This is a genomic window from Pantoea wallisii (assembly GCF_002095485.1).
Taxonomy (GTDB): Bacteria; Pseudomonadota; Gammaproteobacteria; order Enterobacterales; family Enterobacteriaceae; genus Pantoea; species Pantoea wallisii.
Map to the genome: position 1 here is coordinate 23,933 of NZ_MLFS01000050.1, position 16,522 is coordinate 40,454.

A 16,522-nucleotide genomic window follows, 5' to 3' on the forward strand; every position below is an offset into this window, starting at 1 on the left:
GGAGTATAACAGCGTGTTCAGCAAATGTCCTGCATTTATGTTAGGATGCGCGCCATCATTTTCTTACCGCACTCAATTATGCTGCAAAATATCCGAATCGTACTGGTAGAAACCTCGCACACCGGCAACATGGGCTCGGTTGCCCGCGCCATGAAAACCATGGGCTTAAGCAACCTGTATCTGGTCAATCCGCTGGTCAGGCCGGACTCACAGGCTATCTCGCTGGCTGCCGGTGCCAGCGACGTGATTGGCGATGCCAAAATCGTGGATACGCTGGATGAAGCGATTGCCGGCTGCAGTCTGGTCGTAGGCACCAGCGCGCGCTCCCGTTCGCTGCCGTGGCCGATGCTGAACTCGCGTGAGTGCGGTATTAAAAGCGTTGAGGAGGGGCAGCAGGCGCCCGTGGCGCTGGTCTTTGGCCGCGAGCGCGTAGGGCTGACCAACGAAGAGTTGCAGAAGTGCCACTACCATGTGGCAATTCAGGCCAACCCGGAGTACAGCTCGCTCAACCTGGCGATGGCGGTGCAGATTATTGCGTATGAGGTGCGCATGGCGTGGCTGGAAGTGCAGGAAAAAGCACAGCCGCAGCCGCAGCATGAGGAGTCGCCTTACCCGCTGGTTGACGATCTGGAGCGCTTCTATCAGCACATCGAACAGATGATGATGAACAGCGGCTTCATTCGCCCGGGCACGCCAAGCCAGGTGATGAGTAAGCTGCGCCGTCTCTATACGCGCGCCCGTCCGGAGCGTGATGAGCTCAATATTCTGCGCGGAATGCTCTCTTCCTTTGAAAAACCCAAAGGTGAAAAGGGTAATAGTTGAGTAAAACACCAGGTTAAATAGTTGAGCGAAATACTCGGTTAAATAGTTGACCAAAATACTCGGGAATGTCAGACTGGCCTCCATTCTTCAGATAACCCGCCGATATTCGGGCGATGCTTACGAGGTTGTATGCTATGAGACTGACATCCAAAGGACGTTATGCCGTAACCGCTATGCTGGACGTTGCACTGCACTCCCACGAGGGCCCGGTGCCACTGGCTGACATTTCTGAGCGTCAGGGCATTTCGCTCTCCTACCTGGAGCAGTTATTCTCGCGTCTGCGTAAGCACGGTTTAGTCGCCAGCGTACGCGGTCCGGGCGGCGGTTATCTGTTAGGCAAAGATGCCGGTGCGATTGCGGTGGGCGCGGTCATTACCGCCGTTGACGAATCGGTTGACGCCACCAAGTGCCAGGGTAAAGAGGGGTGCCAGGGCGGCGAGCGTTGTCTGACGCACGTGCTGTGGCGCGATCTCAGCGAGCGCATTAGCGAGTTCCTCAACAACATCACGCTGGCAGAACTGGTTAACAACCAGGAGATCCTCGACGTGGCCGATCGCCAGAACAGCGTGGATAACCGTCGCTTCCAGCAGCATCGCGTGCAGGAAACCATCAACGTTAACCTGCGTGCCTGATCCGCTCCCATTCAGCCTCTGCTGTTAACCCGGAAGAGGCTGAATCGTGCTATAAAGACGTATGATTTTTTATACGGAGTTTTAGCGCAATGAAATTACCGATCTACCTGGATTACGCAGCGACAACGCCTGCCGATCCGCGTGTCGCCAGCAAAATGATGCAGTTCCTCACTTTGGATGGCACTTTCGGTAACCCCGCTTCCCGTTCCCACCGTTTTGGCTGGCAGGCTGAAGAGGCCGTCGATGTGGCACGCAACCAGATTGCTGCCCTGGTCAACGCCGATCCGCGCGAAATCGTCTTTACCTCCGGCGCCACCGAGGCCGATAACCTGGCCATCAAAGGCGCAGCGCATTTTCATCAGGCGCGCGGCAAACACATTATTACCAGCCAGACCGAACACAAAGCGGTGCTTGATAGCTGTTTACAGCTGGAGCGTGAAGGCTTTGAGGTCACTTACCTGCAACCCGGCAGCGATGGCATTGTGACACCGCAGATGCTGGCGGCGTCGCTGCGCGATGACACCGTGCTGGTGTCGCTGATGCACGTTAATAATGAAACCGGCGTCATTCAGGATATCGCGGCACTGGGCGCACTCTGCCACGCGCGCGATATTCTGTTCCACGTGGACGCCACCCAAAGCGTCGGCAAACTGCCGATTGACGTCAGCCAGCTGCCAGCAGACTTCATCTCCTTCTCCGCCCATAAGCTCTACGGCCCGAAAGGCATTGGCGCGCTGTGGGTGCGGCGTAAGCCAAAACGCGAAATTGATGCCCAGATGCACGGCGGCGGTCACGAACGCGGCATGCGTTCCGGCACCTTGCCGGTCCATCAGATTGTCGGGATGGGTGAAGCGTACCGTATCGCGCAGGAGGAGATGCACACGGAAATGGCGCGTCTGGCGGGACTGCGCCAGCGGCTGTGGCAGGGCATCAGCGCCCTGAGCGATGTGCAGATCAATGGATCGCTGGCCGACGGCGCACCCAATATCCTCAATATCAGTTTTGCCCACGTTGATGGCGAATCGCTGATTATGGCGCTGAAAGATCTGGCGCTCTCTTCCGGTTCCGCCTGTACTTCAGCCAGTCTCGAACCCTCGTATGTGTTGCGCGCCATGGGCGTTGAGCAGGAGCTGGCCTACAGCTCGCTGCGTTTTTCGCTTGGGCGTTTTACCACCGAAGAGGAAATTGAGTACGCGATTGAGCTGGTCAATAAAGCGGTCAGCCGTTTACGGGCCTTAACGCCTGCAACCTCCCGCTGATTTACGCAGCCCTGCGCCGGTCTGGCAGCAGGGTGATACCAAACGCAAACGGAGCCACGCGATGACAACACAACCGATGACTATTACGCTCAGTTCCCAGGCCGCCGACGCGCGCTGGGGTGACAAAGCGTTACTGAGCAGCAATGAAAGTGGCATGACCGTACACCTGACCGGCGCGGATGCGCTGCTGAGCATTCAGCGCGCCGGCCGTAAGCTGGACAGCCAGGGCATTCGCCACGTGGCTCTGCGCGGCGAAGGCTGGGATCTGGAGAAGTGCTGGGCCTTCTGGCAGGGCTACCGCAGCCCGAAAGGCCAGCGTCAGGTGGAGTGGCCGGAGCTGAATGAGAGCGATCGCGCTGAGTTTGATCGCCGCCTGAAGATCGTCGACTGGGTGCGCGACACCATCAATCTGCCGGCAGAAGATCTCAGCCCGGAGCAGCTGGCACACAGCGCGATCGACCTGATCAATGAGGTTGGCGGCGACGCGGTGAGCTACCGCATTACCAAAGGCGAAGATCTGCGTGAGCAGGGTTACGCAGGTATCCATACCGTTGGCCGCGGCTCAACCCGTGCGCCGGTTCTGCTGGCGCTGGATTTCAACCCGACCGGTGACGTTAACGCGCCGGTCTATGCGTGTCTGGTGGGTAAGGGCATCACCTTTGATACCGGCGGCTATAGCCTGAAGCAGAGCGCGTTTATGGATTCAATGAAATCCGACATGGGCGGTGCGGCGACGGTGACCGGTGCGCTGGCGCTGGCGATTTCGCGCGGGCTGGATAAGCGCGTGAAACTGTTCCTCTGCTGCGCTGATAACATGGTGAGCGGCAACGCCTTCCGCCTGGGCGATATCATCCGCTACCGCAATGGTAAATCGGTTGAAGTGATGAACACCGACGCCGAGGGGCGCCTGGTGCTGGCCGATGGTCTGATTGATGCCAGCGAGCATAATCCGCAGCTGCTGATTGATGCCGCCACCCTGACCGGTGCAGCGAAAACGGCGCTGGGCAATGATTATCACGCGCTGTTTACCTTCGACGATGTGCTGGCGGAGTCGCTGCTTGGCAGCGCCACCGGTGAGAACGAAGCGTTCTGGCGGTTACCGCTGGCCGAGTTCCATCGCAGCCATCTGCCGTCGAACTTTGCCGATCTGAACAACATCGCCAGCCCGGCGCATGCTGCCGGCGCCAGCAGCGCCGCCGCGTTCCTTTCGCACTTCGTCAGCAAATATCAGCAGGGCTGGTTGCACATTGACTGCTCCGCGACCTACCGCAAAAGCGCGGTGGATCAGTGGTCAGCCGGCGCGACAGGCCTTGGCGTTCGGACCATTGCCAACCTGTTACTGAAATAATCCTGCCGACGGCAGAGAAGCCTCTGCCGTCTTTTTCTGGAGGCAACCATTATGAGTAATCGTCTGGAAGAGGTATTAGCGCTGGCGGCAACCGAGCCGGCGCACCGTCCGGAATTTTTCCAGCTGCTGCTGGAAGCGGATGTTTGGGTGCCGGGCGAAAGCCCCGCTGAGCAGTTTGATGCCACATCGCCGGTCGAGTTGCAGCACTGGGAGAAGGAGGGAGGCGGCAGCGTGATCCCGTTCTTTACCTCGGAAGAGGCCATGGGCGAGGCGATCAAAGCGGAGCAGCCCTATCTGCGTTTACCCACGCGCACGCTGTTTGAGATGACGCTGGGTGAGACGCTGTTCCTCAATCCCAAGCTGCCGGCCGGTAAGGAGTTTTCACCGGGTGAAATTGCGCATCTGATGGGCGAAGAGGGCAGCGCGCTGAGTCAGCAAACCATTCTGGAGGGCGGCCACGCGCTGCTGCTTTCGGAAGTGGCTGAGCCGCCCGCGCAGATGATCGATTCGCTGACGCAGCTGTTTGCCAAATATAAGCAGGTGCGCCGTGCCTATGTTGCCAGCATTCGCGAAAGCGCCGATGACGCGCCGAATTTGCTGATAGGAATTGAAGCTGATAGCCATATCGATGAGATCATTCAGGCGGCAGGCAGCGTGGCGACCGATACGCTGGCTGATGATGCGCCTGTGGATATCTGCGAAGTGGTGGGCGAAGAGAAGGGCGTCAGCCACTTCTTTACCGCGCATATCACGCCATTCTATGAGCGTCGCTGGGGCAGTTTCCTGCGCGATTTCAAAGGCAGTCAGCGGATCATTTAATCCGCTGCGTAAATGCGTCATTGAAAGCGGTGCGGATAGTGGCCAGGTGCGCATAAATGCGCACCTTACGCCCGGAATCGCCATTTATGGCGCTCGGGTCGCACGCCTTTCCGTTCACGCCTTAACGCTTATTTCTCAATCGGCAGATCGTCGCGGCTGCCCCATTCGCCCCATGAACCGTCATACAGCGTTACATCGCGTACGCCCAGGGCGGTCAGCGCCAGAATAACGACGACCGCGGTCACGCCAGAGCCGCAGCTGGCCACAATCGGCTGGTCCAGCTTAATGCCGGCCTTCTCAAACAGTTCGCGCAGCTCCGCTGCCGGTTTCAACTCCCCGTTCACCACCAGATTACTCCACGGCATATTCAGGCTATGAGGAATATGTCCGCGCAGCAGGCCAGGGCGAGGCTCATCCACCTCGGCATTAAAGCGGTTTGCCGCACGCGCATCGACAATCTGCGCACCGCCTTCATGGCTGATCAGCAGCACATCGGTCAGGCGTTTCACCTGGCTGCTATCGTAATGCGCCTCGAACTCGCCCTCTGGCAGGCTCACCGGGCCGCTGGCAAGCGGGAAGCCCGCAGCTTTCCAGCCCTGCAGGCCGCCGGCCAGAATCGACACCTGCTCACAGCCAAACGCACGCAGCATCCACCAGGCGCGCGGCGCTGAAAACAGATTGCCCTCATCATAAACAATCAGATGCTTATCCTGACTGATGCCCAGCTCGCGCATCGCCACGGCAAAGGTTTCAGCGCGCGGCATCATATGCGGATAAGGGCTGGTGTGATCGGACAACGCTTCGATATTAAAGAAAGGGGCGTCGGGCAGATGGCCCGCCAGGTACTCTGCCTGAATATCCCGCACCGCTTCCTGACCGGGCGGCAACATGCGTGCGTCTAAAACCTGCAGCGTCTCCTCAGTGTAATGCTCATTCAACCAGTCAGCGGATACAAACATGGCCGTCATCGCAACCTCTTCTCAATCAGCGGGAAAGGTCCAGTGTCCGGGAATGTGAAGGCTATCTCAAGGGTATCATTGCTAAAGTTAGCGGCTTGATGTGAAATTGCGCAGCACAACACTTTTACTCTTTGGGGCTGGTGAGGGAATTACCATGGCAAGACGTGTCAATCGACTGCTGCTCAGCGTGCTGATCGGCGGGGCGTTACTGGGTGGCGGTATGCCGCTTATACAGGCGGCGGATGCGCCAGCAGAGCAGGCTGCGGAACGGGCGCTCACCGTTATCGATCTCTCGGAGTTGCAGCTCGACGGCGCTGCTGCGCTGGTGCTGACCTTCAATACGCCACTCGATAACCGGCAGGATTTCAGCCAGCTCCTGCATATCCGCGATGACGCCAGCGGCAAGGTGGATGGCGGCTGGGAGCTGGCGCAGAACGGTAAAGCGCTGCGCTTTCGCCATCCTGAACCGGCACGTAAGCTCACCGTCAGCGTTGATGCCGGACTAAAAGCCGCCGATGGTACCACCCTCACCAGCCCCTTTAGCCAGGTGCTCACGACGCGCGATATCCAGCCGATGGTCGGCTTTGCCAGCCGCGGCTCGCTGCTGCCGCTGCGTCTGACGCAGGGGTTACCGGTGCTGGCGCTCAACGTTAACCAGATCGACGTCGATTTTTTCCGCGTTAAGAGCGCCACGCTGGCTGATTTTCTGGCCCAGTGGAACTACGGCAATAACCTGTCGTACTGGGAGTCCCGCGATCTGCTAAAAAACGCTGACCTGATCTACAGCGGACGTTTCGATCTCAACCCCGCGCGCAATACGCGTGAAAAGATGCAGCTGCCGCTGGATGATGTGAAGGCGCTGCAGCAGCCTGGCGTCTATCTGGCGGTGATGAAGCAGGCCGGCACCTACAACTATACTCAGCCCGCGACGCTGTTTACGCTCAGCGATATCGGTCTCTCGCTGCACCGGTTCCCGACGCAGCTGGAGTTGTTTGCCCAAAGCCTGGCGAACGGCAAGCCGCTTGAGCGTGTCCATGTGCAGCTGCTGGATGAGAAAGGGCAGCCGCTGGCGAGCGGCGACAGTGACGGAAACGGCCACCTGCGCCTGCCCGCCAGCGAGAAGGGCAAACTGCTGCTGGCAACGCAGCAGGGCCAGACATCAATTATCGATCTCAACCGCCCGGCGCTGGATCTGGCAGAGTTCCCCATCGATGGGCCGCAGGGGTATGACAAACAGCTGTTTATCTTCGGGCCGCGCGATCTCTATCGTCCGGGCGAAACGGTGATTGCCAATGCGCTGCTGTGCGACGCGGATGGCCAGCCGTTAGCGGCCCAGCCGGTGAAAGCCGACGTGGTACAGCCAAATGGTGAAGTGCTGCAAACCTTTGTCTGGAAACCTGAAAACGGTATCTGGCAGACACGCTTTGCATTACCCACCGGGGCGATGACCGGCACCTGGACGCTGCGGGTGAACACCGGCGACAACCAGCCGCGCAGCTGGCCGTTCCACGTTGAAGATTTTCTGCCGGAGCGCATGGCGCTGACGCTGAAAAACAGCGAGCAGCCGGTGGCGCCGGATAGCGATGTGCTGTTTGCTATCGAAGGGCGCTACCTGTACGGCGCACCGGCAGCAGGGAATGAACTACAGGGCCAGCTGTTCCTGCGCCCGGCCCGTGAAGCCGTGGCTGCGCTACCGGGCTATCAGTTTGGCGACATCCTTGAAGCTCGAACCGCACGCTGGAAGAAGTTAATGACAAGCTGGATGCCAGCGGCAAGCTGCAGCTGAAAGTAGAGAGCAGCTGGGCGGAGAGCCATTCACCGCTCAACCTGATTCTGCAGGCCAGCCTGCTGGAGACCGGTGGCCGGCCGGTAACGCGCCGGGCGACGCAGACCATCTGGCCCGCCGATACGCTGCCGGGCATTCGTCCGCTGTTCAACAGCGAATCGGTTTATGACTACCGTACCGATCGCTATCACGACGAGCCGACCGTGGCGGAGAACAGCCTCGCTGAGTTTGATGTGGTCTACGCCAATGCGCAGGGTGAAAAGCAGGCGGCGCAGGATCTTGATGTCCGCCTGATCCACGAGCGGCGCGACTACTACTGGAGCTTCTCTGACAGCGAAGGCTGGCAGTCGCGCTATGACCAGAAAGATCTGCAGGAGGAGGAGCAGCGCATCAGCATTGCCGCCGGCGGCAGCCAGAAAGTCAGCTTCCCGGTGGAGTGGGGCACTTACCGCCTTGAAGTGCATGCGGGCGACAACATCGTGAGCAGTGTACGTTTCAATGCCGGTTACTGGTGGCAGGACAACACCGATGGCACCGGCGCGCTACGTCCGGATCAGGTCAAACTGAAAATTGACAAAAGTGCTTATCAGCCGGGCGATACCGCACGCGTGCAGGTGGAGTCACCGGCGGCGGGTAAAGGGTATCTGATGGTGGAGTCCAGCAGCGGCACCTTATGGTGGCAGCCGCTGGCGGTACCTGCCGGCGGCACCACGGTCGATCTGCCCATCGACAAAAGCTGGCAGCGACACGATCTCTGGCTCAGCGCGATTGTGGTACGCGACGGCGACAAAGCCAGCGGTAGCACGCCAAAACGCGCCGTCGGCTTGCTGCACTTACCGATGGCCACCGCCGCGCGCCGTCTCAGCCTGACGCTGGACGCGCCGGAGAAGATCCGCCCGGAGCAGACGCTCAAGGTAAAAGTTAAAGCCACGCGTGCCGGTGGCCCGCTGCCGCAGCAGGTACAGGTGCTGCTCTCGGCGGTGGATAGCGGCGTGCTGAATATCACCGACTACAAACACCAAATCCGTGGGAGGCCTTCTTTGGCCGCAAACGCTACAACGCCGATCAATACGATGTGTTCGGTCAGCTGATTGAAGGCGGCGGCAAACTGGCGGCGCTGCGTTTTGGCGGTGACGGCGATGAGAGCGATGCGCTATCACGCGGCGGTAAAAAGCCGGTAACGGATGTGCAGATCGTTGCGCAGCAGCTCCAGCCGGTTACGCTGGATGCCAACGGCGAAGGCACGATTGCGCTGCCGATCCCCGCCTTTAACGGTGAACTGCGGCTCATGGCGCAGGTGTGGAGCGCTGACAGCTTCGGCGCGGCCGATCGCAAACTGGTGGTGGCCGCTCCGTTGATCAGTGAATTGGCCACGCCGCGCTTCCTCGCCAGCGGCGACCAGGCCACGCTGGCGCTTGACCTCACTAACCTCACCAGCCAGCCGCAGACGCTGCAGGTCGCCGTCTCCACGACGGGTCTGCTGGCCTTAAACGGTCAGCTGCCAGCCAGCGTGCAGCTGGCACAGGCGCCCGCACTACACTGCAGATTCCGGTTAAGGCGCTGAGCGGCTTTGGTGAAGGCAACGTGCAGGTGAAGATTACCGGGATGCACCTGCCAGGCGAGACGCTGACGGCCAGCGAGCGCAGCTGGAAGATCGGTGTGCGCCCGGCTTACCCGGCGCAGACCCTGAGTTTTGATAATGTGCTGCAAACCGGCCAGAGCTGGCAGGTGATGGCAAGCGCCTTTACGGGCCTGCAGCAGGACACGCTGAGCGGGCAGCTGTCGCTCAGTAACCGTCCACCGCTCAATATCGCCAGCTTTATCCAGTCACTTTATGCCTATCCGTATGGCTGTCTGGAGCAGACGGCCAGCGGCGTCTGGCCATCAATCTTCACCAGTCACGCCCAACTGACGGCGATGGGGATCAAAACCAGCAGCGATGAGGCGCGTCGCGCCTCCATCGATACCGGCATTGCACGCCTGGCAGGCATGCAGCGCGGCAATGGCAGCTTTGGTCTGTGGAGTAAAGAGAGCCAGGAGGAGTTCTGGCTCACCGCGTACGTGACTGACTTCCTGCTGCGCGCCAGCGAAGCGGGCTACAGCGTGCCGGAAGCGGTGATCGGCCGGGCCGATGAGCGTTTACTGCGCTATCTGCAAGACCCGGCTCAGATCGAAACCAGCTGGAGCAGCGATGCTGAGGCGCTGCGTTTCAGCGTGCAGGCCTACGCCGGGCTGGTGCTGGCGCGTCAGCAGCAGGCACCGCTTGGTGCACTGCGCGCACTGTATGAAAAGCGCGAGCAGGCCAAATCCGGACTGGCGCTAGTGCAGCTTGGCGTTGCCCTGAAGCTGATGGGCGATCAGCCGCGCGCGCAGCTGGCACTGGTACAGGGGATTGGCCTGGATCGTCCGCAGCAGGGCTGGCTGGGCGACTACGGCAGCCCGGTGCGCGACCGTGCACTGATACTGTCACTGCTGACGGAAAATCAGCTGCTGCCAGATATGCAGGGGCCGCTGTTGATTGAGCTGGCAAAAGCCGTTCACGGTCAGCGCTGGTTCTCCACCCAGGAGAACAATGCGCTGTTCCTCGCCGCGCGGACACTGCAGCAGCATAAAGGTGAAAGCTGGCAGGCAAGGCTGCAGGGGGAGGCAGCGCCGCTGCGCAGCGAGGGGCCGCTGAATCTCGGTCTCAGCGAACAGCAGCTGCGCCAGGGGCTGTCGTTAACCAGCGACAACGCCTCGCCGCTCTACGGCACGCTGAATGTGGTGGGATATCCGCGTACCGCGCCGTCGCCAATGAACAACGTCCTCAACATCCAGCGTGAATATTTTACGCTGGATGGCAAACCAGCCGATCTGGCGCATCTGAAGAGCGGTGAGCTGCTGGTAGTACGGCTGAAGGTCTCCGCCAGCGAACGCGTCAGCGATGCGCTGGTGGTGGATCTGCTGCCGGCGGGCCTGGAGCTGGAGAACCAGAACCTGAGCGACAGCAGCGCCAGTCTGGGTGAGAGCGCCGATGCGCTGAAAGAGAGCATGCTGGATATGCAGCAGGCCAACATTAAGCACATTGAGTTCCGCGATGATCGCTTTGTCGCCGCGTTGGCGCTGGATGGTTACACGCCGGGCACGCTGCTGTATCTGGCGCGCGCCGTGACGCCGGGCAGCTATCGCCTGCCACCGCCGCAGGTAGAGTCCATGTATGTGCCGGCATGGCGCGCAGTGGGCAGTACGCCAGAAAAAGTCAATGTACGTTAAGTGTTGAGATTCATGCGCGCACAACTGAAGCGGTGGCGCTGGCTACCGCTTTTTTTACTGCTGCCGTTAGCGGGCGTGTGGCTGCTGGATCGGCTTGATCCGCTGCCGTTGCGTGAACAGCAGCCGGCGCGCGTGGTGGTGGCTGAGGACGGTACGCCGTTATGGCGCTTCGCCGATAAGCAGGGCGTCTGGCGTTATCCGGTGACGCCGGATGAGGTGTCGCCAGCGTATATTCAGGCGCTGCTAACCTATGAAGATCGCTGGTTCTGGCACCATCCCGGTATCAACCCGATGGCGATAGTGCGCGCGTTCGGGCAAAACCTGCTGCACCACGGCATAGTGTCGGGCGGCAGTACGCTGACGATGCAGGTGGCGCGACTGATTGATCCACAACCGCGTACGCTGCGTGGCAAGATAGTCCAGGCCTGGCGTGCGCTACAGCTGGAGTGGCATCTGTCGAAACAGCAGATTCTGACGCTGTATCTCAATCGCGCGCCGTTTGGCGGCACGGTTGAGGGCATTGGCGCAGCCAGCTGGATGTGGCTCGGCAAGCCGCCGTCACAGCTCACCAAAGGTGAAGCCGCACTGCTGGCAGTATTGCCGCAGGCGCCGAGCCGGCTGCGTCCGGATCGCTGGCCACAGCGGGCCGAAGCGGCGCGCAATAAAGTCCTGGAGCGTCTGGCGCACTATCAGGTGTGGTCCGCGCAAGATGTCGCCGATATCAAACAGGAGCCGGTATGGCTGCCGCCGCGCCAGATGCCGCAGCTGGCGCCGCTGCTGGCACGACGTCTGCTGTCGCTGTCACCCGACAATAAAATCACCTCTACCCTGGATGTGTCGCTGCAGCGTGAGCTGGAGAACCTGGCAACGTCGCTGAAGATACAGCTGCCGCCGCGTACCTCACTGGCACTGCTGGTGGTGGATCATCACACCATGAAGGTGCGAGGCTACGTGGGATCGGTCTCGTTTACGGATGACAGCCGCTTTGGCCACGTTGACATGATCGCCAGCGTTCGCTCGCCGGGCTCACTGCTGAAACCTTTTGTCTATGGCATGGCGCTGGATGACGGGCTGATCCATGGCGAGTCGCTGCTGCAGGATGTGCCGCGCCGCTTTGGTGACTATCGCCCGGGTAACTTTGATAGCGGCTTTCATGGGCCGGTCAGCGCCAGCGACGCCCTGCAGCGCTCGCTGAATCTGCCGGCGGTGCAGCTGCTGGAAGCGCTCGGCCCTAAACGCGTGGCGGCAGGGTTAGGCAATGTCGGGCTCAATCTGCGTTTTCCGGCGGGTGCGCAGCCTAATCTCTCACTGGTGTTGGGCGGCACGGGCGCACGGCTGGATGATATCGTGGCCGCTTACAGCGCCTTCGCCCGGCACGGCAGGGCGGCGCAGCTGCGCTGGCTGGCACAACAGCCCCTGCGCGAGAGGCCGCTGCTGTCACCCGGGGCCGCGTGGATTGTCCGGCGTATTCTGGCCGGTGAAGCACAACCCTCAGTCAGCGGTGCCGCGGCGGATATTGTGCCGCTGGCGTGGAAAACCGGCACCAGCTATGGCTACCGCGATGCCTGGTCCGTCGGCATTACGCCGCGCTACCTGATTGGCGTCTGGGTCGGCCGTCCGGATGCGACGCCGGTGGCCGGTCAGTTCGGGTTTGCTTCGGCGGTGCCGGTGATGAATCAGGTCAATAACCTGCTGGCCGGGCACATCGCGCCGGGCGGTATTGTGCGCGATCCGCGCCCCGCATCCGTCAGCACGCTCAGCATCTGCTGGCCGGGTGGTCAGCCTCTGCCGGCTGGGGATGAAAACTGCCGCCAGCGGCGACAGAGCTGGGTACTCAATCAAACCGTGCCGCCTACGCTGCTGGCGCCAGGTCAGGAGAGCCTGAACGGCTTGCGTCAGCGATACTGGCAGAATCACCAGGGGCTGCGCGTGGCGCCAGATTGCCCCGATGCGCAGAGCCGGGAGCGCCTGCTGTGGCCGCTTCCGCTCGAACCCTGCTACCGGCGGAAGAGCGTCGCGCTCAGCGCCTGCCACCCATCGATCCTGCCTGCCCGCCCCTGACGCAGGGCAACGCCGCGCCGATGGTGGTGACCGGCATCATCAATGGTCAACGCGTACAGCCGCTGCCCGGTAAGGTGGTGCTGGTGTTGCCGGTGGCGGTGCAGGGCGGCCAGGGCGTGCAGCGCTGGTGGTTCCTCAACGGGCAGCCGGTTGAACAGCCGGCGGATAACCAGCACGCTTCGCTGGTGCTGAGCGAACCGGGGGCATATCAGCTGGTGGTGATGGATGAAGCGGGGCAGCTGGCCTCGGTCTCTTTTATACGCGGCTAAGCGCAGCGCTGGCACATTTTTTGCGTGCCTGCCCCGACAGAAATCAATTATTTTCAATAATTCCACCAATCACTCATAGGCAAGGCGCGACGATCTCCCTATAATCGGCGCGTTTTCTTACCGGGAGCGGACTTCCGGTTTCTACAGGATGCTAAATCAGAGGTAATCATGGCAATCGAACGTACTTTCTCCATCGTTAAACCAAACGCCGTCGCTAAGAACGTGATTGGTGCTATCTACAACCGTTTTGAGAGCGCAGGCTTCAAAATCGTTGGCGCGAAAATGCTGCACCTGACCAAAGAGCAGGCTGAAGGCTTCTACGCGGAGCATAAAGGTCGTCCGTTCTTTGATGGTCTGGTTGAGTTCATGACGTCTGGCCCGGTTGTGGTTTCTGTATTGGAAGGCGAAAACGCTATCCAGCGTCACCGTGACCTGATGGGCGCAACTAACCCGGACAACGCGCTGGCCGGTACCCTGCGTGCTGACTACGCTGACAGCTTCACCGAAAACGCCACCCACGGTTCTGACTCTGCAGAATCCGCCGCGCGTGAAATCGCCTACTTCTTCGCTGAAAACGAAGTCTGCCCGCGCACCCGCTAAGTGTGGCGCGACTTTTCCGCTTTTAAGGCAGGATAACGTCGTTCCCCCTGGCATCATGCCGCAGATGTAGTACAATAATGCGCCCTTGTTGAGCCTGGCTCTGCAAGGGCGCTGTTTTTTTCTTATTCTTAACCAGAGCCGTAACGTGTAACAACGAGGCCAGAGATCATTATGTCCGAACAGATTGTGACGCCAGCGTCCGCTTCCCCCGTGGTTATTTCCCCCAAAAATGAAAAAATTAACCTGCTGGATCTTAACCGTCAGCAGATGCGTGAATTCTTTATTGAGATGGGTGAAAAACCGTTCCGTGCCGATCAGGTCATGAAGTGGATGTACCACTACTGCTGCGATGACTTTGAGCAGATGACCGACATCAACAAAGTGCTGCGCGGTAAGCTGATGCAGCGTGCTGAAATCCGTGCACCGGAAGTGGCGGAAGAGATGCGTTCCAGCGATGGCACCATCAAGTGGGCTATCCGCGTGGGCGACCAGCTGGTTGAAACCGTGTACATTCCGGAGGCCGATCGCGCCACGCTGTGCGTCTCCTCACAGGTAGGGTGCGCGCTGGAGTGCAAATTCTGTTCGACGGCGCAGCAGGGCTTTAACCGTAACCTGCGCGTCTCTGAAATTATCGGCCAGGTGTGGCGCGCGGCGAAGATTATCGGCGCCGCCAAAGTCACCGGTCAGCGTCCCATCACCAATGTGGTGATGATGGGCATGGGTGAGCCGCTGCTCAACCTCAACAATGTGGTGCCGGCAATGGACATCATGCTGGATGACTTCGGCTTTGGCCTGTCTAAACGCCGCGTGACGCTCTCGACGTCAGGCGTGGTGCCGGCGCTGGATAAACTCGGCGATATGATTGACGTTGCGCTGGCGATTTCGCTGCACGCGCCTAACGACACCATTCGTGACGAGATCGTCCCGATCAACAAAAAGTACAACATCGAAACCTTCCTCGCGGCGGTGAAGCGCTATATCGGGAAGTCCAACGCCAATCAGGGACGCGTAACTATTGAATACGTGATGCTGGATCACATCAATGACAGCACGGATAACGCCCATGAACTGGCGGCACTGCTGAAAGAGACGCCGTGCAAAATCAACCTGATTCCATGGAACCCGTTCCCCGGCGCACCTTATGGCCGCAGTTCTAACAGCCGCATTGATCGCTTCTCTAAAGTGCTGATGGATTACGGATTCACCACCATTGTGCGTAAAACCCGTGGCGACGATATTGATGCCGCCTGCGGTCAGCTGGCCGGTGATGTTATCGACCGCACCAAGCGCACGCTGCGTAAGAAAATGGCCGGTGAGACCATCTCTGTGAAGGCGCTCTGAAAGATCGCGCCTGGCGTTAGGTGCCGGGCGTAAGGCATGGCAGTCTCTGCGCTGAACTTTCAGGGAGAGACCGCCATGCGTAAAGGATTACCCGCCGTACTTCTGGCTGGCTTTGTTGTAACCGGGTGTGTCAGTGAGCCATCGCATACCCGGAGCGCCGCCGATATTCGTCTGCAGCTGGGGTTGCACTATCTGGCCGTTAAGGATTTCACGGCTGCACAACGTAATCTGCTACGGGCGCAGCAGGATGCGCCAGATGATTACCGTGTCCCGCTCGCGCTTGCACGGGTGGCGCAGGCGCAGCAGAATAGCGCGCAGACACGGCGCTACTATCAGCGTGCACAGCAGTTAGCCCCGGCTAATGGCTATGTCGCTAACAATTACGGTGCGTTTCTCTGCGGATTAAGGCAGTATGGCGAAGCGCATCAACAGTTTAAGCTGGCGATTGAGGCGCAGGAAAACGATGCCCGGCAGGATGCATTTCTGTTTTCAGGCTATTGTTACCTGCAGGCTGACGAGAGTCGCGCCGCGCGCGAGCAGTTAGGTCACGCGCTGGATACCGCACCGGAGCAGGGTAAAACACTGCTTGGCGAAGCGCAGCGGCGGCTTGATCAGCAGGAGCGAACTGCAGTACCACTGCTTTTAGAAGTTTACCACCAGCACCTGCCCGCAACGGCAGAGAGCCTGTGGTTACAGATACGTTTCGCCGCGCAACAGGGAAACGCTGCTGACGTTACACGTTATGGCGACCGGTTGGCGCGAAGTTTTCCACAATCGATACAGTACCAGCGTTATTTAGCTAATGAATACTGAAGCCACTCAAGATAAATCTGCAGTACACTCCACAGGTGAACGCCTGCGTCTGGCCCGTGAGCAGATGGGGCTGACCCAGCAAAACGTCGCTGAGCGCCTGTGCCTGAAACTCTCTACCGTGCGTGATATTGAAGAGGACAAATCCCCGGCGGATTTAGCCTCTACTTTCCTGCGCGGCTACATTCGTTCCTATGCCCGTTTGGTGCATGTGCCGGAAGATGACCTGCTGCCGATGATGGCGAAACAGGCTCCGGTGCGCGCGGCAAAAATCGAGCCGATGCAGAGCTTCTCCCTGGGCAAGCGCCGTAAAAAGCGCGATGGCTGGTTAATGATTTTCACCTGGCTGGTGATCTTCGTGGTAGTCGGCCTGACCGGCGCCTGGTGGTGGCAGAACCATAAAGCCTCGCAGGCGGACCTGGTTTCCATGGCCGACCAGAACGGCAGCAGCAGCGACAACAGCCAGTCGATACCCCTGGGTGACGGCACTGACAGCGACAGCGATAGCAACGCCGCCGGTACGCCAATCGATACCGGGGCAGGCGCCGTCGCCACGCCGGATAC

General features: G+C 59.9%; 10 protein-coding genes and 2 pseudogenes. 11 read left to right on the forward strand and 1 reads right to left on the reverse strand.

Features of this window, described 5'->3' with window-relative positions; genetic code table 11:
* Positions 1-78 precede the first annotated feature (78 nt).
* The 5 genes from trmJ to sseB all read left to right on the forward strand — a co-directional run bounded on the left by trmJ (position 79) and on the right by sseB (position 4,880).
* Positions 79-822 carry a tRNA (cytosine(32)/uridine(32)-2'-O)-methyltransferase TrmJ gene (trmJ, locus tag HA48_RS16500; protein ID WP_128602296.1) on the forward strand — a complete coding sequence of 248 codons (744 nt, stop codon included), beginning with the start codon at positions 79-81 and terminating at the stop codon, positions 820-822.
* A 134-nt stretch (positions 823-956) separates the two neighbouring features.
* Positions 957-1,454 (forward strand): Fe-S cluster assembly transcriptional regulator IscR, encoded by a 498-nt coding sequence (iscR, locus tag HA48_RS16505; RefSeq protein WP_128602297.1) that lies wholly within the window; start codon positions 957-959, stop codon positions 1,452-1,454.
* 89 nt (positions 1,455-1,543) lie between these two features.
* Positions 1,544-2,713, forward strand: a complete 1,170-nt coding sequence (locus HA48_RS16510) for an IscS subfamily cysteine desulfurase (protein WP_128602298.1) — start codon at positions 1,544-1,546, stop codon at positions 2,711-2,713.
* 61 nt (positions 2,714-2,774) lie between these two features.
* Entirely contained in the window at positions 2,775-4,061 is a 1,287-nt protein-coding gene (gene pepB / locus HA48_RS16515; RefSeq protein WP_128602299.1) for an aminopeptidase PepB, read from the forward strand.
* A 51-nt stretch (positions 4,062-4,112) separates the two neighbouring features.
* Positions 4,113-4,880: an enhanced serine sensitivity protein SseB gene (gene sseB, locus HA48_RS16520; protein WP_128602300.1), complete on the forward strand. Its 768-nt coding sequence runs from the start codon at positions 4,113-4,115 to the stop codon at positions 4,878-4,880.
* Between the two features lie 128 nt (positions 4,881-5,008).
* Here the strand turns inward: sseB and sseA are convergent, their stop codons facing one another.
* A complete protein-coding gene (gene sseA, locus HA48_RS16525) occupies positions 5,009-5,848 on the reverse strand; it encodes a 3-mercaptopyruvate sulfurtransferase (RefSeq protein WP_128602301.1) in 840 nt (279 codons plus the stop codon).
* A gap of 145 nt (positions 5,849-5,993) precedes the next feature.
* Between sseA and HA48_RS16530 the strand changes: the two are divergent.
* The 6 genes and pseudogenes from HA48_RS16530 to rodZ form a co-directional block, all read left to right on the forward strand.
* Positions 5,994-10,877: pseudogene (locus HA48_RS16530) on the forward strand (alpha-2-macroglobulin family protein).
* 3 nt (positions 10,878-10,880) lie between these two features.
* A pseudogene (pbpC, locus tag HA48_RS16535) lies at positions 10,881-13,207 on the forward strand (peptidoglycan glycosyltransferase PbpC).
* 168 nt (positions 13,208-13,375) lie between these two features.
* Positions 13,376-13,807, forward strand: a complete 432-nt coding sequence (gene ndk / locus HA48_RS16540) for a nucleoside-diphosphate kinase (protein WP_128602302.1) — start codon at positions 13,376-13,378, stop codon at positions 13,805-13,807.
* Between the two features lie 171 nt (positions 13,808-13,978).
* On the forward strand, positions 13,979-15,148 hold the full coding sequence (rlmN, locus tag HA48_RS16545) for a dual-specificity RNA methyltransferase RlmN (protein WP_128602303.1): 1,170 nt from the start codon (positions 13,979-13,981) through the stop codon (positions 15,146-15,148).
* A gap of 75 nt (positions 15,149-15,223) precedes the next feature.
* Positions 15,224-15,961 (forward strand): type IV pilus biogenesis/stability protein PilW, encoded by a 738-nt coding sequence (gene pilW / locus HA48_RS16550; protein WP_128602305.1) that lies wholly within the window; start codon positions 15,224-15,226, stop codon positions 15,959-15,961.
* Positions 15,951-16,522, forward strand: a 572-nt coding sequence (gene rodZ, locus HA48_RS16555) for a cytoskeleton protein RodZ (protein WP_128602304.1), incomplete at its 3' end; no start/stop codon positions are given. The genes pilW and rodZ, both read left to right, overlap by 11 nt.

What these genes read in the sequence shown, in the direction of transcription:
- rlmN (WP_128602303.1), top strand. Translation starts at nt 13,979, where the DNA reads ATGTCCGAACAGATTGTGACGCCAGCGTCCGCTTCCCCCGTGGTTATT.
- sseB (WP_128602300.1), top strand. Translation starts at nt 4,113, where the DNA reads ATGAGTAATCGTCTGGAAGAGGTATTAGCGCTGGCGGCAACCGAGCCG.
- ndk (WP_128602302.1), top strand. Translation starts at nt 13,376, where the DNA reads ATGGCAATCGAACGTACTTTCTCCATCGTTAAACCAAACGCCGTCGCT.
- pepB (WP_128602299.1), top strand. Translation starts at nt 2,775, where the DNA reads ATGACAACACAACCGATGACTATTACGCTCAGTTCCCAGGCCGCCGAC.
- trmJ (WP_128602296.1), top strand. Translation starts at nt 79, where the DNA reads ATGCTGCAAAATATCCGAATCGTACTGGTAGAAACCTCGCACACCGGC.
- iscR (WP_128602297.1), top strand. Translation starts at nt 957, where the DNA reads ATGAGACTGACATCCAAAGGACGTTATGCCGTAACCGCTATGCTGGAC.
- sseA (WP_128602301.1), bottom strand. Translation starts at nt 5,848, where the DNA reads ATGACGGCCATGTTTGTATCCGCTGACTGGTTGAATGAGCATTACACT.
- pilW (WP_128602305.1), top strand. Translation starts at nt 15,224, where the DNA reads ATGCGTAAAGGATTACCCGCCGTACTTCTGGCTGGCTTTGTTGTAACC.
- HA48_RS16510 (WP_128602298.1), top strand. Translation starts at nt 1,544, where the DNA reads ATGAAATTACCGATCTACCTGGATTACGCAGCGACAACGCCTGCCGAT.